Genomic DNA, 24,551 nt, shown 5'->3' with positions numbered 1-24,551 from the left:
GGAGCGGGGCGTGCGCGGTGCGGTCGATGCAGACGGCGGGTAGCAACGGAGGTAACAGATGTCCGGCCACTCAAAGTGGGCGACGACCAAGCACAAGAAGGCGGTCATCGACGCCAAGCGCGGCAAGATGTTCGCCAAGCTCATCAAGAACGTCGAGGTCGCCGCGCGGACCGGCGGCGGCGATCCCGCCGGCAACCCCACGCTCTACGACGCCATCCAGAAGGCCAAGAAGAACTCGGTCCCGAACGACAACATCGACCGCGCCGTCAAGCGCGGCTCCGGCCTGGAGGCCGGCGGCGCCGACTACCAGACCATCATGTACGAGGGCTACGGCCCGAACGGCGTGGCGCTGCTCATCGAGTGCCTGACCGACAACCGCAACCGCGCGGCCACCGAGGTGCGCACCGCGCTGACCCGCAACGGCGGCTCGTTCGCCGACGCGGGCTCGGTGTCGTACATGTTCTCCCGCAAGGGCGTGGTGATCGTCCCCAAGGCCGAGACGACCGAGGACGACGTGATGATGGCGGTCCTCGACGCCGGCGCCGAGGAGGTCAACGACCTGGGCGAGGCGTTCGAGGTGGTCTCCGAGCCGACCGACCTGGTCGCGGTGCGCACCGCGCTCCAGGACGCCGGCATCGAGTACGAGTCGGCCGAGTCGTCGCTGATCCCGAGCGTCAACGTCCCCCTCGACGAGGACGGCGCGCGCAAGATCTTCAAGCTGATCGACGTCCTGGAGGACTGCGACGACGTGCAGAACGTCTACGCGAACTTCGACGTCTCCGACGAGATCATGGCCGCGGTCGGCTGATCGCGGCCTGACCCACGACGAGGAAGCGCGCCGGGCGACCGCCGCCCCGGCCGCTGCGTCGTGCCCTGCCCCGTGCCCGTCCGGGCGGTGATCGGGGCGGCCACCGCCCGGACGGGCGAAATTTCCGGATGATCATCCGGACACCCGCCGTTCGGAACGCTCGCATAGGATCTCCCGCTGTTCGATCTTCTTGAGCAACGGAGAGACATGCGAAGGACCCTCACCGCCGCGGTTGCCGTCCTGGCGATTCCCGTCCTGGCCGGCGCTGTCGCCCCGCCGCACGCGACGGCGGGCCCGATGCCGACTCCGGGCCGGGGCGTGGCCGTCGGGACGTCGCGCCCGCCGGTGGCGCCCCCGAACATGCCGGCGACGGTGTACGGGGGCGCGTGGCCCTCGGGCCACGTGCAGGGAGTGGCGGTCGACTGGAGCGGCGGTCACGTCTACTGGTCCTTCACGAACCTCCTGGTCAAGACGAACCTCGACGGCCGGGTCGTCGGCACGGTGACCGGCTTGACCGGCCACCTCGGCGACCTGGACGTCAACCCGGAGGACGGCCGCGTCTACGGCTCGCTGGAGTACAAGGCGCAGCGGGCCTTCTACATCGCCATCTTCGACGTTGCCCGGATCACCCGGATCGGAATGGACGCCGAGACGGACGGGGTGATGACCACCGTCTACCTGAAGGAGGTCGTCGACGACTTCACGGCCGACCTGGACGGCGACGGCGTCTTCGACGGCGACACCGGGCAGACCGCCGACCACCGGTACGGCGCCAGCGGCATCGACGGGGTCTCGTTCGGGCCGGCGCTGGGCGGCGGACGGAACGTGCTGATGGTGGCCTACGGCATCTACCCGAACACCACGCGTACCGACAACGACCACCAGGTGCTGCTCGCCTACGACGTGCGGCGGTGGAGCCTCCTCGCCCGCCCGCTCAGCCAGACCGCACCGCACCAGAGCGGGCCCGGGCAGCCGTACTCCAAGGTCTTCGTCCGGACCGGAAACACCACCTTCGGCGTGCAGAACCTGGAGTACGACCGGCACACCCGCCGGTGGCTGATGGCGGTCTACCGGGGCAGCAAGCCGGAGTTTCCGAACTGGACGCTCTACGCGATCGACGGCACCGTCGCCCCGCGGACCGGTGTGATCACCGGCCAGCCGGACGGCGCGACCGGGCAGATCGTCCCGCTGGCCCCGGCCGGGCTGGCCGATCCGGCCACCGGGATCCGCGGCTGGGAGGGGCCGGGCAGCTTCGGCCTGGAGGCGCTCGGCGACGGGCGGTTCTACGTGGTCAGCAGCGGGACGACCACGGTGGACGGTGAGCGGCGGCAGACCGGCACCGCCGTCCTCCAGCACTGGACGGGAGCGACGCCGAACCCCTTCGCCACGGCCGGATCCACCGTCGCCGGGCGCCGACCCGCAGCCCGTGCAGTGGTCTCCCGACCCCGCTGACCCTCGACGAGGACGGCGCGCGCTGTCCGACATGCGACCCGGACGCACGGGCCTCGCGATGCCGGGCAGCGACGCCGGCACTCGGTAGGTTGGGGGAGTGGAACGTCCGGGTCGGGTGGAGCGAGACGGTGGGCGGGTCGGGGAGGGGCACCGCTTCGCCCCGGGCGACGTCGTGGTCCGGCGCGAGATCCTGCACGGCGAGACGTGGTTCGCCTGCCCGACCGTCTGCGTCGAGGACTCGCCCGACCTGCTCGTGCTCTACCTTCCCCCGGGCGCGCAGTTCGGCTTCCCCGAGACCGGGCGGTTCCCGTGCGGGCGGCACCCGTGGCAGGTCGCCGGGCACCGGGCGTGGAGCGGCCACGGCAAGCTGATGCTGCACCGCCCGGGCGAGGCGCACTCCGTCGACGTCTTCTGGGCTGGCCCGGAGCGCGCCTTCGCCGGGTGGTACTTCAACCTCCAGGACCCGTTCCGGCGTACCCCGATCGGGGTGGACACCCTCGACCACGAGCTGGACCTCTGGTGGCCGGCCGACGCCGACCGCTACGTCTGGAAGGACGTGGAGATGTTCGCCCAGCGCCTGGAGGAGGGGCGTTATCCGGGGAGGGCCGACGCGATCCGCGCCGAGGGCGACCGGATCGCCGCCCTGCTCGACGCCGGGGAGCGGTGGTGGGACGAGGCGTGGGCGTCGTGGCGGCCGGACCCGGCCTGGCCGGTGCCGGCCCTGCCGGCCGGCTGGGACGCCGTCCCGCCGTCCCGCTGACCGCCGCCCGCCGGCCCCGAGCGTTCTCGGCCCTGCTCGTCAGGACCCGACGTCGCGGGGCAGGACCGGACGGACCTCGACCGGGCGGCCCGGCCCGCCGCCGGCGCGCGACGCGTACTCCGGGACGCCCACGCACGTGAACAGCAGCGCCGCGAGGTCGTCCGGCTCGCCGAGCAGACCCGGGACCTCCGAGTCGAGGAAGGTCATCCCGGAGGCGCCGGCACCCAGGGCGTACGCCGCGAGGTGCAGCCGGCCCTCGACGAGCCCGGCGGCGAGCTGGGCGTCGCGGTAGCCGCGGTCGTCGAGCGCCGACAGCGGGGTGGCGCCGACGACGACGTACGCCGCGTCGCCGGCGAGCGCTTGGTCCAGGCAGACCCGCAGCAGCTCGTCGCGCAGCTCCGCGGCCCGCAGCGGCGTCGTCAGGTCGGGCCAGCGGTAGAGACCGGGCGTCACACCGTCGACGTCGTGCACGGCCACCCAGTGCGACACCGGCACGCCGCGCAGGGCGGCGGCCAGGGGCCACTCCAGCAGGGCGCGCGGCAGCGTCCGGGACCGGTCCATGCGGCGCTGCGACCCGCGCCGGCGCACCACCTCGTCGAGCGGGTCGGACGGCGGGAACTCCGGCAGCGGCGGCGCCTCCGGCCAGGGCTCCCCGAGCGTGTCCCGCTCACCCGCGCGCTGCGCGGCGGTGCACAGCGGCAGCTCGACCGGCGGCAGCTCACCCGGCACCGCCGCCGCGGTGGGGCCGATCGCCGGCTCGCCGTCGCCGAGGGACAGCAGGGCGAGCGGATACTCGTGCACCCCGTCCGCGCCGACGAGGCGGCGCAGCGTGGCGTCCGGGAACAGCGTCCGCAGCCGTGGCGCGAGGCCGGCGCTCGTGGCCGCCGCCGACAGTTGGGACAGCAGCGTCCCGGCGTCCCAGTAGAGGTGCCGCCAGCCGCGCTCGGCGTACCGCCACCCCGTCCGCCACGGCACGCCCGTGACCACGAGCGTGGTGGCCGCACCGGTGGCGGCGGGGGCGACCTGGACGAGCGCGTGCCGCGCCGGGTCGTACCAGTGCACGCCGTCCGGGACGCCCGCGACGTCGCGGGCGCTCGCGTAGACCTCCAGCGGGAAGCGTGCGCCGGCCGAACCGGCGGCCCGGTAGAGGAACGGCCGCCCGTGGCGCTCGGCGGTGCGGACGACGCCGGCGCCGAGGAAGAGCACGCGGCCGAGCTGCGCGGCGTCGAGGAGTTGCGCCCGGCCCGCGGCGCCCGCGAGCACCGCCGTCGCGGGGATCCCCGGGTCGGGCAGGTCGCGCGGCAGGGCGACGACGGGCAGGCCGTCCGGATAGCCCTTGAGCTGCGGTGGCAGGGTCTCGGGGTCGTTCGGCACGAGGTCGTGACGGAGCCGCGGGTCGTCCCCGGGCACGTCCCAGTCGCGGTTCGGCACGTACGACGTCAGCCGGTGCAGCAGCCCGGCGCCGGAGTCGAGGTCCACAGCGGCCATCCTGCCAGTGCCCACGGCCCCGCACCGTGGTGACGACCGCACCGGCCACCCCACCCCGCGCGGTGGACCTCGTCGCCGGCGTCGAGGTCCACCGCGACGACCTCGCCCGGCGGCCGGGCCCCGGTCAGAGCCCGAAGAACGCGAGGTAGGAGTCGAGCTGGTGGGCGAGCATCGGCTCGCCGGGGTGCGCCCGCAGGCCGCGCGCGCGGGCCTCGGCCAGCAGGGCCGTCTCCGCCGGGGTCATGATGATGTCGGCGACCACGGCGTCCGCCGGCAGTTCGGCCACCGGGAACGGCAGCGGGTCGTCGGGGCGCAGCCCGAGGGGGGTCGCGTTGACCGCGAGGTCGGCGTCGGCCAGTCGCGGTCGCGCCGCCCCGGTGACCCGGTCCGGGTACGCGTCGGACAGCCGTCGCCGCAGCGTCTCCAGCCGGCCCGGGTCGGTGTCGGCCAGCCGCAGCTCCGCCACGCCGGCGTCGAGCAGGGCGACGGCGATGGCGCTGCCTGCCCCGCCCGCGCCCACCACGCACACCCGGCGGCCCCGGGGGTGGTGTCCGGCCGTGGCCAGCCCGCGGACGAACCCGTCGCCGTCGAAGGTCTCCGCGGTCCAGGTCCCGTCCGGCTCGCGCCGCAGGGCGTTGGCGCTGCCGGCCAGGCGGGCGCGGTCGCTGGCCCGGTCCGCGAGGGCCAGGGCGGCGGCCTTGTGCGGCACGGTGACCAGCATCCCGTGCAGGTTGCCCACCCGTTGCAGGCCGCGTACGACCGGGGTGAGGTCGGCCGGTGCGACGTGGACCGGGACGAGCACCGCGTCGGTGCCGCGGCGGGTCAGCACCGGATTGAGCAGGCCGGGGGCGCGCACCTGCGCGATCGGGTCGCCGAGCAGCGCGTACAGCCGGGTGGTGCCGCCGATCTCCGTCATGCCGCGCCTCCGTGTCGATGGCCGACGCCAGGGCCGCCCGTCCCGCCGGTCGGGTGCCGCGCCGCGCCGACGCTATCGCGGGCCCGGACGTGGGGCCCCTCCGGGTTCGCGCCCGGCCGCCGAGCCGGCCCCCTTCCGCCCGGTCGGCCGCCGCCGGTTCGGTAGGGGACGGTGGGTGTGCCCGGGGGCGTCCGACCCCTGGAGGCGCGGGGTGGGCGGACGCGGCGGTACGGGGGTGGCGGACCCGGAAACCGTTGCCGGCACCCCTAAGATCACCGCAAGGATCTTTCGCTGGGAAATATTTAGTGATATCAATCTCGCACCGATCCCTCTCACCCCCGGAGTGCGACGTGCGGAGAACTCGCTTCGTGACCCTCGCCCTGAGCCTCGCCACGGCTCTCGGCGTCAGCCTGTCCATGACGGCCCCCGCCCAGGCCGCCGCCACCGACCGCTACGTCGCCCTCGGCGACTCCTACGCCTCGGGCGTGGGCGCCGGCAGCTACACCAGCGAGAGCGGCTCCTGCCAGCGCAGCACCAACGCCTACCCCGCGCTGTACGCCGCCAGCGTCAAGCCCGCCTCGTACCGCTCGGTCGCCTGCTCCGGCGCCACCACGACCAGCGTGATCAACACCCAGCTCTCCGCGCTCAGCTCCACCACCAGCCTGGTCAGCATCACGGTCGGCGGCAACGACGTCGGCTACTCCAACATCATGACCACCTGCGTGCTCAAGGGCACCACCGAGTGCGTCGCCGCCGTGCAGGCCGCCGAGGACAAGGCCCGCGCCCAGCTCCCCGGCCTGCTGAGCAACGTCTACAACGGCATCAAGACCCGGGCCCCGAACGCCCGGGTCGTGGTCGTCGGGTACCCGGTCTTCTACCAGCTCGGCACCGTCTGCGTCGGGCTGAGCGCCACCTCGCGAGCCAAGATCAACGAGGCCATCAACCTGGTGGACGACATCACCCGCAGCGCGGCCAACGCGGCCGGCTTCACCTTCGCCGACGTGCGTTCGGCCTTCGTCGGGCACCAGCTGTGCAGCTACGGCGAGAAGTGGCTGCACGCCCTCAACTACCTCAACCTCGGCGTCTCCTACCACCCGACCGCGGCCGGCCAGTCCGGCGGCTACTACCCGGTCTTCCGCAACGCCGCCGGCTGACCCGACCGCGCGCCACCGCCGACGCGTACCGGCTGATCCGGCAGCCGCCCGCGGCGGCGGTGGCGCACGTCCGTCCCGGCTCCCGGTGGTCCTCGCCCGATCCGGCGGGACGCGGGCCGACCGGCCGCAGGGGCCCGGCACGTGGTGGGCGTGCCGGGCCGCCGTGCGTCAGCCCCGGACGCGGTACGCCAGGCCGGCGCCCCGCGACACCCTCAGCCCACCGTCTCGCGCGACCGCCACGCCGTCCGGACCGAGGTGCGGCCGTTGGTGCGCAGCAGCGAGCCCTCGTACACCCGGGCCCCCGCCGCGACGAGCGCGGCGGCCGCGACCAGCAGCAGGACCAGCGACAGCAGCGGCTCCCAGCCGGCCGCGTCCCCGGTGAACAGCCGCAACGGCATCGCCGTGGGCGCGGAGAACGGCAGGTAGGACAGCACCCGCATGGCGGTCGCGTTGTCGTTCAGGAAGATCACCGCGAAGAACGGCAGCATGACCGCGAGCTGCACCGGCATCGACACGCCGGCGATGTCCTCCTGGCGGTTGACCAGCGCCCCGGCCGCCGCCCACATGGCCGCGACCAGCACGAAGCCGAGCAGGAAGAACGGCACGAACCAGCCGATCGCCGGGGCCAGCAGCGAGAGCAGCCCCCCGCTGTCGCCGAACTGCACACCCACCACGGCGACCAGGGCGACCAGGGCGATCTGCCCGAGGGCCAGCAGGGTGCCGGCGACCATCTTGCCGGCCAGCAACGCCCGGACCGGCACCGCGGCCACCAGGATCTCCACGATCCGGGTCTGCTTTTCCTCGATGATGCTCTGCGCGATCTGCACGCCGAAGGTCTGCGAGGTGACGAAGAAGACGAACGCGAAAGCGAACGGCACCAGGAAGGCCACCACCGGGTCCACCGCGTCGGGGTCCAGCAGCCGCACCGGGGGCTGCGTGCTCAGCGCCGCGACCACGTCGTCGGGGGCCTCGTCCATGGCCAGCACCGCCGGCCCGGAGACCACGGCGGCGTCCACGTCGCCGTCGCGGACGGCCTGCTCGGCGGCGTGGTCGTCGGGCGCCAGCCGCACCTCCAGCCCCGCCTCGCGCAGCGGGCCGGCCGCCGCCTCGGTCACCGCCACGCTCGACGGGCCGCCGGAGAGCAGCGGCGGCAGGATGGTCGCGGCGGCGGCGATCAGCAGGAAGAACAGGGTGCTGATCAGGAAGGTGCGGTCGCGCAGCTTGACCCGGATCTCCCGGGCGGCGACCAGCCGGGTGGCTTGCCAGGTGTTCACTGGGCGACCTCCCGGAAGATCTCGGTGAGGGACGGGCTGACCGGGCGGAACGCGCGCACCGGGCCGCGGGCCAGCGCCGCGTGCAGCACCGCCTGCTCGTCCGCGCCGGGCGCGAGGTCGAACACGGCGCGGGCGCCGTCCAGGTCGACCAGGGTCACCCCGGGCTGGTCCCGCAACCAGCCGGCGTCGGTCTCCACCACCAGCTCGAACCGGGGCACCGTGTACGTCGCGCGCAGCTGCTCCCGGCTGCCGGCGGCGCGGATCACGCCGCCCGCGATGATCACCAGGTCGTCGCAGAGCCGCTCGACGACGTCGAGCTGGTGGCTGGAGAAGAGCACGGGCACGCCCGTGGCGGCCCGCTCCCGCAGGACCGCCACGACCGTGTCCACGGCCAGCGGATCGAGGCCGGAGAACGGCTCGTCGAGCACCAGCACCTCGGGGTCGTGCACCAGCGCGGCGGCGATCTGCGCGCGCTGCTGGTTGCCCAGCGACAGCGTCTCCAGCAGGTCGTCGCCGCGCTCGGCGAGCCCGACCCGCTCCAACAGCGCGTCCGTGCCGCGCCGTGCCGCGTCGGCCGTCATGCCGTGCAGCCGGCCCAGGTAGGCCACCTGTTCCCGGACGCTCATCTTCGGATAGAGGCCGCGTTCCTCCGGCATGTAGCCGAAGCGGCGGCGGACCTCCCGGGTCAGCGGAGCGCCCTGCCAGCTGACCTCCCCGGCGTCCGGGGCGAGCACCCCCAGGATGATCCGCATGGAGGTGGTCTTGCCGGCGCCGTTGCCGCCGACGAAGCCGGTCATCCGGCCGGCCGCCACGTCGAAGGAGACGTTCTGGAGCACCCGACGGTCGCCGAAGCTGCGGTCGACGCCGTCGAGACGGAGCACACTGGTCACGGCGGTCACGCTAGATCGTCAACGGCCCGCCGCCGTCCGCCCGCAGGCTGAGCGGGCAGGTCCCCCGCGCGGCGGAGGCGGGTCAGCCGCCGGGCCGCACCACCCCGTGTTCGTACGCGAAGACCACCGCCTGCACCCGGTCGCGCAGGCCGAGCTTGGCCAGCACCCGGCTGACGTGCGTCTTCACCGTCGCCTCGCCCAGGTGCAGCTCCGCGGCGATCTCGGCGTTGCTGGCACCCCCGGCGACCAGGACCAGGACCTCCCGTTCGCGGGGCGTCAGGTCGCGCAGCGCCGCCTCGGGAGGCATCCGCGCGCCGCCCCGCCCGGCGGGGTCGCCGGGGCGGGCGAAGGTGGCGATCACCCGCCGGGTGAGTTCCGGGGCGAGCAGGCCGTCGCCCCGGGCGAGCACCCGGATCGCCTCGACCAGCGCCTCCGGGGTGCCGTTCTTGAGCAGGAAGCCGCTGGCCCCGGCGCGCAGCGCGGCGAACAGGTAGTCGTCCCGGTCGAAGGTGGTGAGGATCAGCACGGCCGGCCCGCCCGGCTCCTCCTGCTCGGCCGTGATCCGCCGGGTGGCCTCCAGCCCGTCGACCCCGGGCATCTCCACGTCCATCAGCACCACGTCCGGGCACAACGCCCGGGTCATGCCGACGGCGCGTTCCCCGTCGGCGGCCTCCCCGACCACCTCGATGTCGTCCTCCACCTCGAGGATGACCCGGAAGCCGGTGCGGACCAGGTGCTGGTCGTCGGCGAGCAGCACCCGCACCGGCCGGTCGGCGTCGGGCGCCTCGCGGTCGGCGCCCACGCCGGGCACCTCGCGGTCGGCGCTCACGCCGGACGCCCCGCCGCGACCGGCAGCGGGAACCGGGCCCGCACCCGCCAGCCACCGCCGGCCCGCGGGCCGACCTCCAGCGCCCCGCCGTGGGTGGCGACCCGCTCGCGCATCCCGACGAGGCCCAGCCCGTCGGCGTTCGCGGGGCGGGTGGCCCGTCCGTCGTCGGTCACGTCCACCTCCACCTCGTGCGCCAGGTAGCGGATCCGCACGTCGAGTGCGGTCGCCCCGGCGGCGTGCTTGAGCGCGTTCGTCACGGCCTCCTGGACGACCCGGTACACGGCCTGGGAGACCGACTCCGGCAGCGGCACCCGGTCCCCGTACACCCCCAGGGTGGCCCGCAGGCCGGCCTGGCGGGCCCGGTCGACCACGGCCGTGACCTGGTCGATCGCGGCGGGTCCCGGCTCGTCCGCGCGGTCCGGGCGGTCGTCGCGGGCGCGGAGCAGGCCGAGCATCCGGCGCAGCTCGTCCACCGCCGTACGGGCCGTCTCCTCGATCGCGCCCAGCGCCGTGCGGGCCTTCGCCGGGTCCTTGTCGAGCACCCGGCGGGCGGCGGACGCCTGCACGCCCATCACCGACACGTGGTGGGCGACCACGTCGTGCAGCTCCCGGGCGATGCGGACCCGCTCGCCCACCACCGCGTGCTCACGGACCTCGGCCTGCGAGCGGCGCAGCTCCTCGGCCCGCGCCTGCACCTCGTGCTGCCGGCGGGCGGCCAGCCACGCGGTCTCCCCGAAGAAGTACGCGAACCCGAAGAAGAGGCCGTTGACCAGCACCCCGTTCACTATCGCGGCGAGCACGGGGGGCACCGGCCCGACCGCGCGGTCGAACGCGTCGGCCGGGATCCTGTCGATGGTGACCGCGTAGTAGATCCCCAGCCACGCGAACATGGTGGCGATGACGCCGATCCGCAGCCGGCGGGCCAGCCGGCGGTCCGGCCCCCAGGCGCCGAGCGAGTAGAGGGCCGCGAAGAGCGCCCAGGAGGAGAGCTGCGACTCCGGGGCGGAGCGCGCCTGCGCGGCGACGAACGCGACCGAGACGACCAGGAGGGTGGTGGCGGGGAACCGGCGTCGCCAGATCACCGGCAGCGTCACCGCGACGGTCCAGAAGACCTGCTCCGGCCCGGAGGGCGGCGGCCCCAGCAGGAAGGCCCCGGTGCTGCGGGCGAGGGTGAGGCTGACCAGCGCCAGGACGACCGTGGCCAGCCCGACGTAGACGTCGTACCGCCGCTGTTCCGGGGTGGGGCCCGGCCGCCGCCAGTCGTCGTCCGTCACGGTGTTCACGCTGGTGAGGATCCCATCCCGCCCCTCGGCGTTGGCCGGGCACCCTGCCGGGCGGCCACGTGCGGCCGCCGTTTTCGCCCGGGGGTACCGGTATCCGCGCGCCTGTCCGTGTCGACCTCCTCCGTCGCGCCTGTTCACACTCTGCTGCTGCGGCGACTACGGTCGGAAGGCGTCGACGGGGCCGCCGGCCGGGGGTGCCGGCGGGCACGGCGCCGGTGCGGGCGCCGACGGTGATCGGCTGGGCTGTGGTGGAGGTGTGATGGGCGTCGGGCAGGTGTCCACGTTGGAGTTCCTCGGCGGCGAGTTGCGCCGGGCGCGGCGCGACCGGGGGCTGAGCCAGGAGGAGCTGGCCCAGCGGATCAACTACTCGTCCTCGCTGGTCGGCATGGTGGAGATCGGCCAGCGGACCCCGTCGCAGGACTTCGTCGGCCGGGTCGACGCGGCGCTGGAGTCCGAGGGCTTCTTCGAGCGGCTGCTCACCCTCGTCCGGGCCGACGCCGCCCCGCCCTGGCTGCGGGAGTGGATCTCGGTGGAGGCGGAGGCGACGCTGATCCGCTGGTTCGAGCCGTCGCTGATTCCCGGCCTGCTCCAGACCGAGGCGTACGCGCGCGCGGTGCTCACCGGCGGCGGGATGCTCCGCGAGGTCGAGGTGGAACAGCGGGTGACCTCCCGGCTGTCCCGCCAGGCGGTGTTGACCCGGGAGGCCCCGCCGGAGGTCGTCTTCGTCATGGACGAGTTGGTGCTGCGCCGGCAGATCGGCGACCGGAAGGTGATGGCCGAGCAGTTCGCCCACCTGTTGGAGGTTGGTGACCTTCCCCAGATCGATATTCATGTGGTGCCCGCCGAAGCTGGCATGCATCCTGGGCTCGCTGGGCCGTTCATCCTGGCCCGCACCACGGATGGCGCGGAGGTGGCCCACCTCGACAACCAGTTGCGGGCGCAGGTCACAGATCGGTCCGAGGACGTTGATAGCCTTCAACGCGCGTGGGAACGGGTGCGGGGCGAGGCGCTGCCCCGCCGGGCGTCCCGAAAGCTGATTCAGGAGGTGGCACGGTCGTGGAGCTGACCGGCGCTATCTGGCGCACGTCGACCCGCAGCAGCAACGGCGGGTCCACCTGTGTCGAGGTGGCGACGAACCTGGCCGACGTGGTGGGCGTACGCGACAGCAAGGACCGTGGGGGACCGGTGCTGGCCTTCGGCCCCGCGGCCTGGACCGGCTTCCTCGCCGCGGCCACCGCCGGCGCCCTCCGGCCCGCTCGTCACGGCTGACGGCCCGGCACGCCGGGGCGTGCCGGGCCGCGTGGCGCGGTCGGGTCAGCGGCGGTCGCGCAGCGCCTTGACCACGCTCTCGGCGACGTCCCAGAGCACGATCAGCGCCGTGCCGGCGACCACGATGGTGGCGACGGTGTTCAGGTTCTCGCCCTCGCCGAGCCACTCGAAGCGGGCCACGAGGTCGGGGTTGAGCAGCCGGTCGGTCGACATCAGCCAGACCACCGGCACCGCGAAGGCCAGGTCGAGCACCGCGTTCGCCGCGACCAGCGGCCAGGTCCAGCGCCCGGCCCGGTACTTGGCGATCTCCAGGCCCACGGTGGCGACCAGCACGGCGATCAGGACCGGCAGCCAGAAGCTCCACAGCGCCGGGTCGAGGATCGGCAGGTTGCCGTCACCGTCCGCGGGGACGAACGACCGGAAGTGCTGCATCGGCAGGTAGGCGATGAAGATCGCCAGGAAGCCGATCGAGGCGGCGGTGTCGGTCAGGGTGATCTGTCGGTCGCCCGGGCCCTCCGGGAGCTGGTCGACGCTCCAGTCGGGCAGGTGCAGGGGAGTCCTGGTGCGCTCCAGCACCGCGAAGACCAGGGTGACCCAGAAGGCGATCTGGAGGGCCACCGTGAGGGCGGTGGTGACGCCCTCGCCGACGGCCCCGCCGGCGTTCTCGCCGTCGGTTGCCGCCAGCAGGCCGACGATCACGCCGGCCGTCGCCGGCACGAAGCTGAGCAGCAGCTTCAGCAGCCGCTCCCAGGCCAGGTAGTAGGTCGGCCCGATGAGCTGCAACCGGCGGTCGGAGTAGCGGGCGGCGAGCCGCGCCGGGTCGCCCAGCTCGGTGAGCACCTCCCGCTCGGCGGCGGTGCCGTCCTGCCCGCCGGTCGTGCGGCCCTCGACCATGTCCTCGATCGAGGCGCGCAGCTCGGTGGCGATCTCCTCGCGGCGCGCGACCGGCACCGAGCGCAGGGTCGCGGCGAGGTAGCGGTCGGTCAGGGAAGTCATCGGTCGGCTCCTTCGATCAGCCCGGTCAAAGAGGTCTGCACTGCGGCGAGGTCGGCGAGGAGCCGGCCCAGCACCGACTCGCCCTCCTCGCTGGTCCGGTAGAACTTGCGCGGCCGGCGCTCCTCGGTGTTCCACTCGCTGGTCAGCAGCCCCTGCTCCTCCAGCCGCCGCAGCAGCGGATAGAGCGTGTTGGCGTCGACCGGGAAGCCGTGGCCGGAGAGGCTTTGCAGCAGCGCGTAGCCGTAGTCGGGGCGCCGCAGGGCGACGAGGCTCGCCACCACCACGGTGCCTCGACGCAACTCCTGGAGGTGCGTCCGCAGGATCTCGTCGCTAACCATGCGTCACACCATACTGTGTGACACACACTATCGTCCAGCACTACATCATCGTGCGATCCTCCATCAGTGTGTTTGGGCAATACGGACGGCGCGGACCCCGCGGGGTCCGCGCCGTCGGTGAACCTTTTTGCTCGGCGGGACCGACGCTCCCGGAAGGTGTGGTCGACCCGGCCGTGCCGGGTGCCTTCGTCGGCCGTGCGGATCACGTCCCGCCCGGCAGCCGGGGCGACCTCGTCGACACGCGGCCGGGGAGATCCAGAACACCCCGCCCGCTCGGCCCCGCGCGGCGTCTGGAGCGGCCTCTTCCGGCGGCGATAGGGTAGGCCGACCGACCTCGACCATCCCATGATCCGACCCGGGGGGCGCCACGCATGGGCGATTCGTTCGCGCATCTGCACGTGCACACGGAGTACTCGATGCTCGACGGGGCGGCCCGCCTGAAGGACCTCTTCGCCGAGGTCAAGCGGCAGGGCATGCCGGCGGTGGCGATGACCGACCACGGCAACATGCACGGCGCGAACGACTTCTACAAGCAGGCGATGGCCGCCGGGGTCAAGCCGATCCTCGGCATCGAGGCGTACGTGGCGCCGGAATCACGCTTCCACAAGCAGCGGGTGCGCTGGGGCAGGCCGGAGCAGAAGAGCGACGACGTCTCCGGCAGCGGCGGCTACACCCACATGACCATCTGGGCGCGGAACAAGACCGGTCTGCACAACCTCTTCAAGCTGACCAGCCGGTCGTACACGGAGGGGTTCTTCGTCAAGTGGCCGCGGATGGACGCGGAACTGCTCGCCGAGAACGCCGACGGGTTGATGGCGACCACCGGCTGCCCCTCCGGGGAGGTGCAGACCCGGCTGCGCCTGGGCCAGTACGACGAGGCGCTCAAGGCCGCCGCGAGGTACCAGGAGATCTTCGGCAAGGAGAACTACTTCCTGGAAGTCATGGACCACGGCATCAGCATCGAGCGCCGGGTCCGCCAGGAGCTGCACGACATCTCCCGCAAGCTGGACATCCCGCCGGTGGTGACCAACGACTCGCACTACACCCACGAGGCCCAGGCCGAGGCGCACGACGTGCTGCTCTGCGTGCAGACGGCGGCGAACGTCGCCGACCCGAACCGGTTCCGGTTCGACGGCAGCGGCTACTACATCAAGTCCGCCGACGAGATGCGCGCCGTCGACAGCTCCGACCTCTGGCTGGAGGGCTGCCGCAACACCCTGCTGGTGGCCGAGAAGGTCGACCCCACCGGGATGTTCGAGTTCCACAACCTGATGCCGCGCTTCCCGATCCCGGAGGGGGAGACCGAGGAGTCCTGGTTCCGCAAGGAGACCTTCGCCGGGCTGGCCCGGCGCTACCCCGGCGGCATCCCCGAGGGCCACGTCGCGCAGGCCGAGTACGAGCTGGGCGTCATCATCCAGATGGGCTTCCCGTCGTACTTCCTCGTGGTCGCCGACTTCATCCAGTGGGCCAAGAGCCAGGGCATCGCCGTGGGCCCCGGCCGCGGTTCGGCCGCCGGCTCGCTGGTGGCGTACGCGCTGGGCATCACCGACCTCGACCCGATCCCGCACGGCCTGATCTTCGAGCGGTTCCTCAACCCCGAGCGCGTCTCGATGCCGGATGTCGACATCGACTTCGACGAGCGCCGGCGCGGCGAGGTCATCAAGTATGTCACCGACAAGTGGGGCGAGGACAAGGTCGCCCAGATCGCCACCTTCGGCACCATCAAGGCGAAGGCCGCGATCAAGGACTCGGCCCGGGTGCTCGGCTACCCGTACGCGGTCGGCGACCGGATCACCAAGGCGATGCCCCCGGCGGTGATGGGCAAGGACATCCCCCTGGAGGGCATCTTCGACCCCAAGCACCCCCGGTACGCCGAGGCCGGCGAGATCCGGGGCATGTACGAGGCCGAGCCGGACGTCAAGAAGGTCATCGACACCGCCCGGGGCATCGAGGGGCTGATCCGGCAGACCGGCGTGCACGCCGCCGGCGTCATCATGTCCGCCGAGCCGATCATCGACCACATCCCGCTGATGCGCCGGGACTCCGACGGGGTCATCATCACCCAGTTCGACTACCCGACGTGCGAGTCGCTCGGGCTGTTGAAGATGGACTTCCTCGGCCTGCGCAACCTGACCATCATCGACGACGCGGTGAAGAACATCCAGCTCAACCACGGCAAGGAGCTGGACCTGCTCGGGTTGCCGCTGGACGACAAGGCCGCGTACGAGCTGCTGGCCCGGGGCGACACCCTGGGCGTGTTCCAGCTCGACGGCGGGCCGATGCGCTCCCTGTTGCGGATGATGAAGCCGGACAACTTCGAGGACATCTCCGCCGTCCTCGCCCTGTACCGACCAGGCCCGATGGGCGTGGACTCGCACACCAACTACGCGCTGCGCAAGAACGGCCTCCAGGAGATCACCCCGATCCACCCGGAGCTGGAGGAGCCGCTGCGGGAGATCCTCGCGCCCACCTACGGCCTGATCGTGTACCAGGAGCAGGTGCAGCGCGCCGCGCAGATCCTCGCCGGCTACACCCTCGGCCAGGCCGACCTGCTGCGGCGGGCGATGGGCAAGAAGAAGAAGGAGATCCTCGACAAGGAGTTCATTCCGTTCCGGGACGGTTGCCGGGAACGGGGCTACTCGGACGAGGCGATCCAGAAGGTCTGGGACGTGCTGGTCCCGTTCGCCGGCTACGCCTTCAACAAGGCGCACTCGGCGGCGTACGGCCTGGTGTCGTACTGGACCGCGTACCTGAAGGCGCACTACCCGGCCGAGTACATGGCGGCGCTGCTCACCTCCGTCGGCGACGACAAGGACAAGATGGCGCTCTACCTCTCGGAGTGCCGCCGGATGCGCATCCAGGTGCTGCCCCCGGACGTGAACACCTCCGCCGGGCCGTTCACCCCCGTCGGCAAGGAGATCCGGTTCGGCCTCGGCGCGGTACGCAACGTCGGGGCGAACGTGGTCGCCGCGATCATGCGCTGCCGGGAGGAGAAGGGCGACTACGCCGACTTCTACGACTTCCTGTCGAAGGTCGACGCGGTGGTCTGCAACAAGAAGACCATCGAATCGCTGATCAAGGCCGGGGCGTTCGACTCGCTCAAGCACTCCCGCAAGGCGCTGCTCGCGGTGCACGCGGAGGCCATCGACGCGTACGCCGATGTCAAGCGCAAGGAGGCCGTCGGCCAGTACGACCTCTTCGGCGCCGGCTTCGGCGACGCGGAGACCAGCAGCACCACCGTGATGCCGGTGATCGGCGAGGGGGAGTGGGACAAGCGCGACAAGCTCGCCTTCGAACGCGAGATGCTCGGTCTCTACGTCTCCGACCACCCGCTCTTCGGCCTGGAGCACGTCCTCGGCGCGGCGGCCGACTGCACGATCGCCGCCCTGTCGGAGGAGGGCACCGTCCCGGACGGGGCGGTGGTGACCCTCGCCGGCATCCTCTCCGGCGTGCAGCGCCGGGTCACCAAGCAGGGCCGGGCCTGGGCCTCGGCCACGCTGGAGGACCTGGCCGGCGGCGTGGAGGCGCTGTTCTTCCCCAACACCTACGAGGTGATCGGGCAGTACATCGCCGAGGACGCCATCGTGGTGGTCAAGGGGCGGGTGGACCGGCGCGACGACACCCCGCGCATCATGGCGATGGACATGTCCATGCCCGACATCAGCAGCAACCCGGCGAGCAAGCCGATCACCCTCACCATCCCGGTGACCCGGTGCACGCCCCCGCTGGTGGAGCGGCTCAAGGAGACCCTGGTGCTGCACCCGGGCGACACCGAGGTGCACGTCAAGCTGCTCAACGGCAGCAAGGTCACCACGCTGCGGCTCGGCCCGTTCCGGGTGGCGGCCACCACCGCGCTGATGGGCGACCTGAAGAGCGTCCTCGGCCCCGCCAACGTGAGCTGACGCCGCCAGGGCCCCGGCGCCGGGGCCGCGAGCGCCGGATTGGCCGTCCCGGTACGCGCCGCGGGTGACTAGCGTCGTCGGTGTGGAGATCACACAGGCGCAGAAGCTGTGGCGGCCGCAGCCGGGCTGGCTGAACACCGCCAGCTACGGGCTGCCACCCGACCCGGTGTGGGACGCGGTGCAGGCGGCGCTGGCCGACTGGCGCGTCGGGCGCACGTCGTGGGAGGGCTGGGGAGAGTCGACGCACCGGTCCCGGGCCGCCTTCGCCGGCCTGGTCGGCGTGCCGGCCGCCGACGTCACGGTTGGCAGCAGCGTCTCCCAGTTGCTGGCCCCGGTCGCCGCCGCGCTGCCCGCCGGCGCGACCGTGGTGGTGCCGGAGGTCGAGTTCACCTCCAACCTCTTCCCGTGGCTGGTGCAGGCCGAGCGGGGCGTCCAGGTGCGCACCGTGCCGCCGGCCGGGCTGGTCGACGCGATCGACGCCGGCACCGACCTGGTCGCGTTCAGCCTGGTGCAGTCCGCCGACGGCACGATCGCCGCGTACGACGAGATCGTCGCGGCGGCCCGTGCGCACGGCGCGCTCGTCGCGGTGGACGCCACCCAGGCGTGCGGCTGGCTGCCGTTCGACGCGAGCCGAGCCGACGTGGTCGCGGTCGGCGCGTACAAGTGGCTGATGGCGCCGCGCGGCTCCGCCTTCGCCTACCTCGCCCCTGAGCTGCGCGAGCGGCTGCGCCCCGACGCCGCCGGCTGGTACGCGGGCAGCGACCCGCACGCCTCCTACTACGGCCCGCCGCTGCGCCTGGCCGACGACGCCCGCCGGTTCGACATCTCGCCGGCCTGGTTCAGCTGGGTCGGCACGGCCCCCGCACTGGAGTTGGTCGCCGAGATCGGCGTGCCCGCCGTGTACGCGCACGACGTCGCGTTGGCCAACCGGTTCCTCGCCGGGCTGGGCCGGCCGACGGGCGACAGCGCGATCGTCACCGTGGAGGTGCCCGGCGCGGCGCAGCGGCTGGAGCGGGCCGGCGTCCGGGCGGCGGTCCGCGCCGGCCGGGTCCGCGCCTCCTTCCACATCTATTCCACCCAGGACGACGTCGACCTCGCCCTGGACGCGCTCACCGGCTGAACCGGGGCGCGTCCACCGGGGCGGGTCAGCGCCGTCGGTGCGGATGATGCCGGGGCGACGGCGCCGCTCCGGGGTCACTTGGTGCCGGTGATGATCCCCGGGTTGATGCAGAGCCCGGGGTTGCTGCCGTTGCGCTCGGCGATCTCCAGGCACCGCGACACCTTGTCGACCTTCGCGTTCGTCTCGGTGATCTGCTTCTGGATGGCGGCGTTCTTCCGGTCCTGCTCCAGGTTCCGGGTCTGGGCGAGCTTGTCCTGGAAGGCCTTGATGTTGCCCTCGGTCTTGTCGTCGTGGTTGACCCGGGTGATCGTGACCGACAGGATGTCGACGTCGCTGGAGAGCCGCGTCTCCGCGCTGGCCTTGATGCTCTCGGCGAAGGGCTTCAGGTCCACGTTCAGGTTGCCGGTGTTCGCGTCGATCTTCTCCAGCGGGTTGTACGTGGCGAAGGCGTCGTTGACGGCGCTGTCGAGCTGGACGCCCACCCGCTGACCCCGGAAGCTGTCGAAGTCGCCCTTGTAGTCCATGAACTGCTTCGGCGCGTTCTCCGGCCTGACCTGCCACTCGACGAGCACCTCGACGCAGGCGTCGGCGAGCGTGCCGGTGCGGACCCGGACGCAGTTCTCGCCGCCGATGTGGTCGTACTTCTGCCGGCCGGCGTCCCACTCGCCGACCTTCTGCCACGGGGCGACCCATTTCAGGCCGGAGCCGGTGACCTTGCCCGTCGGCTTGCCGAAGCTGGTGACGATGCCGACCGAGCGGATCGGCACGGAGTGGGCGCTGGAGCCGACGACGAACACCACCACGCCGACGAGGCAGCCGAGCGCCGCCAGGGTGGCGGGTCGCTTCATCGAGCTGGCGCGAGCGCCGAGCGCGAGCGCGCCGGAGATCGCCAGACCGGCGGCGAAGATGATCGCAACAGTGAAGCCGAAGGGCATTCGCTCGGCACCTTTCGCGGGAGGAGGCCCATGACACTAGGGCCGCCGGTCAAGACGGTGCGGAGGTAGTGGCCGTGGGCCGTCCACATGCCGGTGGTAAGCGTCGGGCTGGACAGTGAGAGTCGTCGATGCTAACCGGCGGGGCTGTCGGGTGGGAGGTGGAGGTCCCGCACGGCCAGCCGCCCCGGAATATGGCTCCCATCGACATAGCTCGACCTCTGGTGCCGCCGTAGGTTTCCAGCACGCGACGGCCATGTGACCACGGTCACCGACCCGGCCGTCGCGACACCTACGGAGGAGTAGGCGATGGCCGGGCAAGCGCTCCTGTCGGCTCGTGGGCTGACCCGCGACTTCCGGGGCTTCCGGGCGGTCGACGGCGTCGACCTCGACATCGCGGCGGACAGCGTGCACGCGCTCGTCGGCCCGAACGGCGCCGGGAAGACCACCCTCTTCAACCTGCTGACCGGGTTCCTACAGCCCAGCGGCGGCCGGATCGAGCTGGCCGGCCGCGACGTCACCGGGCTGCCGCCCGAGCAGGTCGCTCGGCTCGGCGTGGCCCGGTCGTTCCAGATCACCAGCCTCTTCCCGCAGCTGTCCGCGCGGGAGCACGTCGAACTGGCATTGCAGAGCCCGAGCGGGCTGGGTTGGCGGTTCTGGCGTTCGGCGAAGCTGATGCGCCGCTACACCGACCGGGCCATCGAACTGCTCGACATGGTGGGGCTGGCCGAGCTGGCCGAGGCCCCCGCCGAGGCGCTGGCGTACGGGCGCAAGCGGGCGCTGGAGCTGGCCATCGCCCTCGCGCTGGACCCGAAGGTGCTGCTGCTCGACGAGCCGACCGCGGGCATGGGCCTGGAGGACGTCGACCGCACCGTCGACCTGATCGCGCGCGTCCGGCAGGGCCGGACCGTGGTGATGGTCGAGCACAACATGAGCGTGGTCGGGCGGCTCGCCGACACCGTCACCGTCCTGCAGGCCGGCAAGGTCCTCGTCGAGGGCCCGTACGAGCAGGTCCGCGCCGACGAGCGCGTGATCACCGCATACCTGGGAGCCGCTGATGCTGCGCATTGAGAACCTGTCCGCCTGGTACGGCGAGGCGCAGGTGCTGCGGGACGTCAGCCTGGACGTCTCCGCCGGCGAGGTGGTGACCCTCGTCGGGCGCAACGGGGCCGGCAAGTCCACCCTGCTGCGCTGCGTGATGGGCCTGCACACCGGCCAGCGCGGCACCGTGGAGCTGGACGGTCGGGACGTCGGGAAGCTGCCCGCGCACCGGCGGGCGCGGCTGGGGCTCGGCTGGGTCCCCGACGACCGGGGCAGCTACGCCACGCTGAGCGTCACGGAGAACCTCACCCTGCCGCCGACGGTCGGCCCCGACCCGTGGCCGCTGGAGCGGGTGTACGAGGCGTTCCCCGCCCTCTACGAGCGACGGGACTCGGCCGCCACCATGCTCTCCGGCGGCGAACAGCAGATGCTCGCCCTCGCCCGCGTGCTGCGGATGGGCGCCCGGCTGCTGCTCTGCGACGAACCGACCGAGGGGCTCTCGCCGCTGCTCGTGCAGCAGGTCGGCGACCTCCTGCGCGAGGCCAAGCGGCACGGGGTGACCGTGCTGCTGGTCGAGCAGAACCTGCACTTCGCCACCGGCGTCGCCGACCGGCACTACCTGCTGGCCGAGGGACGCATCGCGGAGGCGATGGACAACTCCGAGGTGCAGTCGCGGGAACGCGAGCTGCTGTCGTACCTCGGCATCTGATTTTCGATTTCGACGACCCGCGCGCCGCGCGGGGGTGGAGGGATGAGCATGCGTAGGACGGTGGGTGTGGCCGCCGCGTCGGCGGCGGCGATGGTGCTGGTCGCCGGCTGCGGCGGCGGTGGTCCCCAGTCGGGCGGGGACCAGAAGCTGACCGGGGGCAAGATCGTGCTGGGCGTGCTGAACGACCAGTCGGGCGCGTACTCGGAGCTGTCCGGCAAGAACTCGGTCAAGGCCGTCGAGATGGCCATCGCCGACTTCAAGGCGAAGCACGGCGACAAGGCGGTGACGAAGGACATCACCGTGGAGACCGCCGACCACCAGAACAAGCCGGACGTCGCCAACAGCAAGGCCCAGGAGATGTACGACCGCCAGGGTGTCGACCTGATCCTCGACGTGCCCACCTCGTCGGCGGCGCTGCGGGTGGCCGACGTGGCGAAGGCGAAGAAGAAGCTCTACTTCAACATCGGCGCGGCGACCACCGACCTGACCGGCAAGAGCTGCAACAAGTACACGTTCCACTACGCGTACGACACGTACATGCTGGCCAACGGAACCGGCAAGGTCACCACCCAGCAGGTCGGCAAGAACTGGTACATCCTCTACCCGAACTACGCCTTCGGGCAGGACATGGAGAAGAGCTTCTCCGCCGCCATCACCGCCGCCGGCGGGCAGGTCGTCGGCAAGGACGGGGCGCCGTTCCCGAACACCAGCGGCGACTTCTCCACCTTCCTGCTGAAGGCGCCGACGCTCAACCCGAAGCCGCAGGTGCTCGGCACCATGCAGGCCGGCGCGGAACTGGTCAACGTGGTCAAGCAGTACAACGAGTTCAAGCTGCGGGACAAGGGCGTCGGGCTGGCGGTCGGCCTGATGTTCATCACCGACATCCACTCGCTCACCCCGGCCGCGCTCGCCGGCACCACCTACACCGACGCCTGGTACTGGAACTTCGACCAGCAGAACCGCGAGTTCGCCGACCGGTTCCAGAAGGAGACCGGCACCCGGCCGTCCTTCGCGCACGCGGCCAACTACTCCGCCGCGACGCAGTACCTGGAGGCCGCGCAGGCCGCCGGCACCGACGACGCCGACGCGATCGTCATGGCGCTGGAGGGCAAGGAGGTCAACGACGTCTTCCTGCGCAACGGCAAGTTCCGCGCCGAGGACCACCGGGTCGTGCACGACGCGTACCTGGCCCAGGTGAAGCCGCAGTCCGAGGTCACCGAGCCGTGGGACTACGTCAAGGTGCTCGAGACCATCCCCGCCGCCGAGGCGTTCGCCGCGCCGTCGTCGGCGTGCAAGATGTGACGAGCCGATGACCGGCTTCCTGCAGAACACGTTCAACGGGTTGGTGAGCGGGGCGTTCTACGCCCTGCTCGCCCTCGGGCTCGCGGTCATCTTCGGGATGCTGCGGGTGGTCAACTTCGCCCACGGGGCGTTCTACATGCTCGGCGCGTTCGGCGCGTACGTCCTGCTCAGCGAAGCGGGCGTGCCGTTCTGGGCGGCGCTGGTGATCATGCCGGTGGGCCTCGCCCTGCTCGGCATGGCACTGGAGCGGGCGTTCATCCACCGGCTCACCCGGCTCGACCCGCTCTACAACTTCCTGCTCACCTTCGGCCTCACGCTGATCCTGCAGGACCTGGTGAAGCTCCGCTACGGCGTGCAGTCCAGCCCGTACGAGACCCCGTCCGCGCTGAGCGGGTCGGTCGACTTCGGGCTCTTCGACTTCCCCACCTACCGGGTCTTCATCCTCGGCTTCGCGATCGCCGTCTGCGTCGGCGTCTGGTGGGTGCTGACCCGCACCCGGATCGGCATGGTGGTCCGGGCGTCGACCGAGCGCCCCGAGCTGACCCGTGCGTTCGGCATCAACGTCGGACGCTGGGTCACCCCGGTCTTCGGCTTCGGCATCGGGCTTGCCGGGCTGGCCGGCGTTCTCGCCGCGCCGATGCGGGCGGTGAACCCGCTGATGGGTGCCGACCTGGTCATCGTGGTCTTCGCGGTGGTGGTGATCGGCGGGCTGGGCTCGATCTTCGGGTCCGTCGCCGCCGGCTTCGGCATCGGCCTGGTGCAGGCGTGGGGCGAGGCGTACCTGTCCGACTTCCCGATCGTGTCGCAGACGATCGTCTTCATCGTGATGGCCGTCGTGCTGCTCTGGCGCCCGGCCGGGTTGTTCGGACGTGAGGAGGCACCGGCATGACGAGCACCGTCGACACCACGACCGACGCCGGCCGCCCGGCGCCGAAGTCCGGGCTGGTCGCCGTGACCCGGGCGCCCGGCTGGGTCCGGTACGCGCTGCTCGCCGTCGGGCTGCTGGTGGCGTTCTGGCTGCCCAACGGGCTCTACCCGGCGGTGGCGGTGGACATCCTCTGCTGGGCGCTGTTCGCCGTCGCCGTGGACCTGCTGCTCGGCTTCACCGGGCTGATGTCCTTCGGGCACGCGGCCTTCTGGGGCGCCTCCGCGTACGTCACCGGGTTGGTGGCCATCCACGCCGGCCTGCCGTTCCCGGTGGCCGTGCTGGCCGGGGCGCTCGCTGCGGCCGTGCTCGCGGTGCCGATCGGCTACCTGGCGGTCAAGCGGACCGGCATCTACTTCGCCATGGTCACGCTGGCCTTCGCGCAGATGGTCTATTACATCGCCAACGAGTGGCGCTCGGTGACCCAGGGCGAGAACGGCCTGCAGGGCGTGCCCCGCGAGCTGTTCGGGCTGGACCTCACCGACGACTACTACTTCTACTACGCGATCCTGCCGATCGTGCTGCTCGGCCTGGCCGGCGCCTGGCGGATCGTGCACTCGCCCTTCGGCCGGGTGTTGGTCGGCATCCGCGACAACCCGGCACGGGCCCGCGCGCTCGGCTACCCCGTGCACCGCTACAAGCTGACCGCGTTCGTGCTGTCGGGCTTCATCGCCGGGCTCGGCGGCGGGCTGTTCGCCGTCGGGCACCGCTTCGTCTCCCTGGAGGTGCTGCACTGGACCACCTCCGGTAAGGCCGTCATCGTGGTGGTGCTCGGCGGGATCGGCACGCTCTGGGGCGGGGTGCTCGGCGCGGGCATCGTGGTCCGTCTGGAGGACTGGCTGTCGTTCTCCGGGTTCGAGGCGATCGGCCTCGTCACCGGCGGCATCTTCGTCCTCGTCGTGCTGCTGTTCCGGCGCGGCATCTGGGGCAGCGCCGCCGCCCTGGCCACGCGCTGGCTGGCCGCCCGCCGTCGGTAGTCCCACGCGGTGGTGGAGATGTGCCGCTGGCCGGCGCCCGTGTCGGGTGAGCCGGCCAGCGTTCCCCCTTGTGGTGGAAAGTCTGTCTCTGGTGTCAGTTGTTCCAGTGCTTGGCGACGAGGTCGGCGGCCTGCTGTTCCCACTGGGCGTAGTGGTCGGGGTACGCCGACACCTGCACGGTCTGTG

22 protein-coding genes are annotated in these 24,551 nt (G+C 72.3%); 13 read left to right on the top strand and 9 right to left on the bottom strand.

All coding sequences use genetic code 11. From position 1 onward, the window contains the following. Positions 1–58: 58 nt before the first annotated feature. The 3 genes from ABT006_RS13920 to ABT006_RS13910 all read left to right on the top strand — a co-directional run bounded on the left by ABT006_RS13920 (position 59) and on the right by ABT006_RS13910 (position 3,020). Positions 59–808: a YebC/PmpR family DNA-binding transcriptional regulator gene (locus ABT006_RS13920; RefSeq protein ID WP_350706237.1), complete on the top strand. Its 750-nt coding sequence runs from the start codon at positions 59–61 to the stop codon at positions 806–808. Between the two features lie 207 nt (positions 809–1,015). Continuing rightward, positions 1,016–2,260, top strand: coding sequence for a hypothetical protein (locus ABT006_RS13915; protein WP_350706236.1), 1,245 nt, complete (start codon positions 1,016–1,018; stop codon positions 2,258–2,260). Between the two features lie 97 nt (positions 2,261–2,357). After that, entirely contained in the window at positions 2,358–3,020 is a 663-nt protein-coding gene (locus ABT006_RS13910) for a ribonuclease FAU-1 family protein (RefSeq protein ID WP_350706234.1), read from the top strand. 39 nt (positions 3,021–3,059) lie between these two features. Here ABT006_RS13910 and ABT006_RS13905 read toward each other — a convergent pair whose 3' ends face one another. After that, complete coding sequence (locus tag ABT006_RS13905; RefSeq protein WP_350706232.1) at positions 3,060–4,508, bottom strand: nitroreductase family protein; 1,449 nt, start codon at positions 4,506–4,508, stop codon at positions 3,060–3,062. A 124-nt stretch (positions 4,509–4,632) separates the two neighbouring features. Next, positions 4,633–5,424, bottom strand: a complete 792-nt coding sequence (locus ABT006_RS13900; RefSeq protein ID WP_350706230.1) for a shikimate dehydrogenase family protein — start codon at positions 5,422–5,424, stop codon at positions 4,633–4,635. Positions 5,425–5,774: 350 nt separating this feature from the next. Between ABT006_RS13900 and ABT006_RS13895 the strand changes: the two genes are divergently transcribed. After that, a complete protein-coding gene (locus ABT006_RS13895) occupies positions 5,775–6,578 on the top strand; it encodes an SGNH/GDSL hydrolase family protein (protein WP_350706228.1) in 804 nt (267 codons plus the stop codon). 212 nt (positions 6,579–6,790) lie between these two features. On the opposite strand, the gene ABT006_RS13890 is transcribed toward ABT006_RS13895, so the two are convergent. The 4 genes from ABT006_RS13890 to ABT006_RS13875 form a co-directional block, all read right to left on the bottom strand. Beyond that, a complete protein-coding gene (locus tag ABT006_RS13890) occupies positions 6,791–7,852 on the bottom strand; it encodes an ABC transporter permease (protein ID WP_350706226.1) in 1,062 nt (353 codons plus the stop codon). After that, positions 7,849–8,742 carry an ABC transporter ATP-binding protein gene (locus ABT006_RS13885; RefSeq protein WP_350706224.1) on the bottom strand — a complete coding sequence of 298 codons (894 nt, stop codon included), beginning with the start codon at positions 8,740–8,742 and terminating at the stop codon, positions 7,849–7,851. The genes ABT006_RS13890 and ABT006_RS13885 overlap by 4 nt, the downstream gene beginning before the upstream one ends. A gap of 82 nt (positions 8,743–8,824) precedes the next feature. Then, positions 8,825–9,544 carry a response regulator gene (locus tag ABT006_RS13880; RefSeq protein ID WP_502890959.1) on the bottom strand — a complete coding sequence of 240 codons (720 nt, stop codon included), beginning with the start codon at positions 9,542–9,544 and terminating at the stop codon, positions 8,825–8,827. 23 nt (positions 9,545–9,567) lie between these two features. Continuing rightward, positions 9,568–10,854, bottom strand: coding sequence for a sensor histidine kinase (locus ABT006_RS13875; RefSeq protein WP_350706222.1), 1,287 nt, complete (start codon positions 10,852–10,854; stop codon positions 9,568–9,570). Positions 10,855–11,113: 259 nt separating this feature from the next. Here ABT006_RS13875 and ABT006_RS13870 point away from each other — a divergent pair, with 259 nt between their 5' ends. After that, a complete protein-coding gene (locus tag ABT006_RS13870) occupies positions 11,114–11,920 on the top strand; it encodes a helix-turn-helix domain-containing protein (RefSeq protein WP_350706220.1) in 807 nt (268 codons plus the stop codon). Then, positions 11,911–12,123, top strand: coding sequence for a DUF397 domain-containing protein (locus ABT006_RS13865; protein WP_350706218.1), 213 nt, complete (start codon positions 11,911–11,913; stop codon positions 12,121–12,123). Before ABT006_RS13870 ends, ABT006_RS13865 begins: the two co-directional genes overlap by 10 nt. A 45-nt stretch (positions 12,124–12,168) precedes the next feature. Here ABT006_RS13865 and ABT006_RS13860 read toward each other — a convergent pair whose 3' ends face one another. Both ABT006_RS13860 and ABT006_RS13855 read right to left on the bottom strand, forming a co-directional pair. Then, on the bottom strand, positions 12,169–13,119 hold the full coding sequence (locus ABT006_RS13860; RefSeq protein ID WP_350706216.1) for an HAAS signaling domain-containing protein: 951 nt from the start codon (positions 13,117–13,119) through the stop codon (positions 12,169–12,171). After that, positions 13,116–13,457, bottom strand: coding sequence for a PadR family transcriptional regulator (locus ABT006_RS13855; protein WP_350706214.1), 342 nt, complete (start codon positions 13,455–13,457; stop codon positions 13,116–13,118). Before ABT006_RS13855 ends, ABT006_RS13860 begins: the two co-directional genes overlap by 4 nt. A gap of 371 nt (positions 13,458–13,828) precedes the next feature. Here ABT006_RS13855 and dnaE point away from each other — a divergent pair, with 371 nt between their 5' ends. Both dnaE and ABT006_RS13845 read left to right on the top strand, forming a co-directional pair. Continuing rightward, positions 13,829–17,359 (top strand): DNA polymerase III subunit alpha, encoded by a 3,531-nt coding sequence (gene dnaE, locus ABT006_RS13850; protein ID WP_350706212.1) that lies wholly within the window; start codon positions 13,829–13,831, stop codon positions 17,357–17,359. Between the two features lie 82 nt (positions 17,360–17,441). Then, positions 17,442–18,479, top strand: coding sequence for an aminotransferase class V-fold PLP-dependent enzyme (locus tag ABT006_RS13845; protein ID WP_350706210.1), 1,038 nt, complete (start codon positions 17,442–17,444; stop codon positions 18,477–18,479). 74 nt (positions 18,480–18,553) lie between these two features. Here the strand turns inward: ABT006_RS13845 and ABT006_RS13840 are convergent, their stop codons facing one another. After that, the gene (locus ABT006_RS13840) at positions 18,554–19,414 is read right to left on the bottom strand and encodes an SPFH domain-containing protein (protein ID WP_350706208.1); all 861 of its coding nucleotides are present in this window, start codon (positions 19,412–19,414) and stop codon (positions 18,554–18,556) included. 306 nt (positions 19,415–19,720) lie between these two features. Here ABT006_RS13840 and ABT006_RS13835 point away from each other — a divergent pair, with 306 nt between their 5' ends. From ABT006_RS13835 to ABT006_RS13815, 5 genes are read left to right on the top strand one after another with little or no spacing between them, the layout of a single operon-like run. Next, positions 19,721–20,482 (top strand): ABC transporter ATP-binding protein, encoded by a 762-nt coding sequence (locus tag ABT006_RS13835; RefSeq protein ID WP_350706206.1) that lies wholly within the window; start codon positions 19,721–19,723, stop codon positions 20,480–20,482. After that, positions 20,469–21,161 carry an ABC transporter ATP-binding protein gene (locus tag ABT006_RS13830; protein WP_350706204.1) on the top strand — a complete coding sequence of 231 codons (693 nt, stop codon included), beginning with the start codon at positions 20,469–20,471 and terminating at the stop codon, positions 21,159–21,161. Before ABT006_RS13835 ends, ABT006_RS13830 begins: the two co-directional genes overlap by 14 nt. 42 nt (positions 21,162–21,203) lie before the next feature. Continuing rightward, positions 21,204–22,463 (top strand): ABC transporter substrate-binding protein, encoded by a 1,260-nt coding sequence (locus tag ABT006_RS13825; protein WP_350706202.1) that lies wholly within the window; start codon positions 21,204–21,206, stop codon positions 22,461–22,463. Between the two features lie 7 nt (positions 22,464–22,470). Beyond that, positions 22,471–23,352: a branched-chain amino acid ABC transporter permease gene (locus ABT006_RS13820; protein WP_350706200.1), complete on the top strand. Its 882-nt coding sequence runs from the start codon at positions 22,471–22,473 to the stop codon at positions 23,350–23,352. After that, positions 23,349–24,365, top strand: a complete 1,017-nt coding sequence (locus ABT006_RS13815) for a branched-chain amino acid ABC transporter permease (protein WP_350706198.1) — start codon at positions 23,349–23,351, stop codon at positions 24,363–24,365. Before ABT006_RS13820 ends, ABT006_RS13815 begins: the two co-directional genes overlap by 4 nt. The last annotated feature ends 186 nt before the right edge of the window (positions 24,366–24,551 follow it).

This window comes from Micromonospora sp. NPDC002717, assembly GCF_040295705.1.
Lineage (GTDB): Bacteria > Actinomycetota > Actinomycetes > Mycobacteriales > Micromonosporaceae > Micromonospora.
This window is presented reverse-complemented; position numbering and strand designations above follow the sequence as displayed.

What these genes read in the sequence shown, in the direction of transcription:
- ABT006_RS13855 (WP_350706214.1), bottom strand. Translation starts at nt 13,457, where the DNA reads ATGGTTAGCGACGAGATCCTGCGGACGCACCTCCAGGAGTTGCGTCGA.
- ABT006_RS13860 (WP_350706216.1), bottom strand. Translation starts at nt 13,119, where the DNA reads ATGACTTCCCTGACCGACCGCTACCTCGCCGCGACCCTGCGCTCGGTG.
- ABT006_RS13915 (WP_350706236.1), top strand. Translation starts at nt 1,016, where the DNA reads ATGCGAAGGACCCTCACCGCCGCGGTTGCCGTCCTGGCGATTCCCGTC.
- ABT006_RS13835 (WP_350706206.1), top strand. Translation starts at nt 19,721, where the DNA reads ATGGCCGGGCAAGCGCTCCTGTCGGCTCGTGGGCTGACCCGCGACTTC.
- ABT006_RS13815 (WP_350706198.1), top strand. Translation starts at nt 23,349, where the DNA reads ATGACGAGCACCGTCGACACCACGACCGACGCCGGCCGCCCGGCGCCG.
- ABT006_RS13905 (WP_350706232.1), bottom strand. Translation starts at nt 4,508, where the DNA reads ATGGCCGCTGTGGACCTCGACTCCGGCGCCGGGCTGCTGCACCGGCTG.
- ABT006_RS13825 (WP_350706202.1), top strand. Translation starts at nt 21,204, where the DNA reads ATGAGCATGCGTAGGACGGTGGGTGTGGCCGCCGCGTCGGCGGCGGCG.
- ABT006_RS13870 (WP_350706220.1), top strand. Translation starts at nt 11,114, where the DNA reads ATGGGCGTCGGGCAGGTGTCCACGTTGGAGTTCCTCGGCGGCGAGTTG.
- dnaE (WP_350706212.1), top strand. Translation starts at nt 13,829, where the DNA reads ATGGGCGATTCGTTCGCGCATCTGCACGTGCACACGGAGTACTCGATG.
- ABT006_RS13920 (WP_350706237.1), top strand. Translation starts at nt 59, where the DNA reads ATGTCCGGCCACTCAAAGTGGGCGACGACCAAGCACAAGAAGGCGGTC.
- ABT006_RS13840 (WP_350706208.1), bottom strand. Translation starts at nt 19,414, where the DNA reads ATGCCCTTCGGCTTCACTGTTGCGATCATCTTCGCCGCCGGTCTGGCG.
- ABT006_RS13820 (WP_350706200.1), top strand. Translation starts at nt 22,471, where the DNA reads ATGACCGGCTTCCTGCAGAACACGTTCAACGGGTTGGTGAGCGGGGCG.
- ABT006_RS13900 (WP_350706230.1), bottom strand. Translation starts at nt 5,424, where the DNA reads ATGACGGAGATCGGCGGCACCACCCGGCTGTACGCGCTGCTCGGCGAC.
- ABT006_RS13830 (WP_350706204.1), top strand. Translation starts at nt 20,469, where the DNA reads ATGCTGCGCATTGAGAACCTGTCCGCCTGGTACGGCGAGGCGCAGGTG.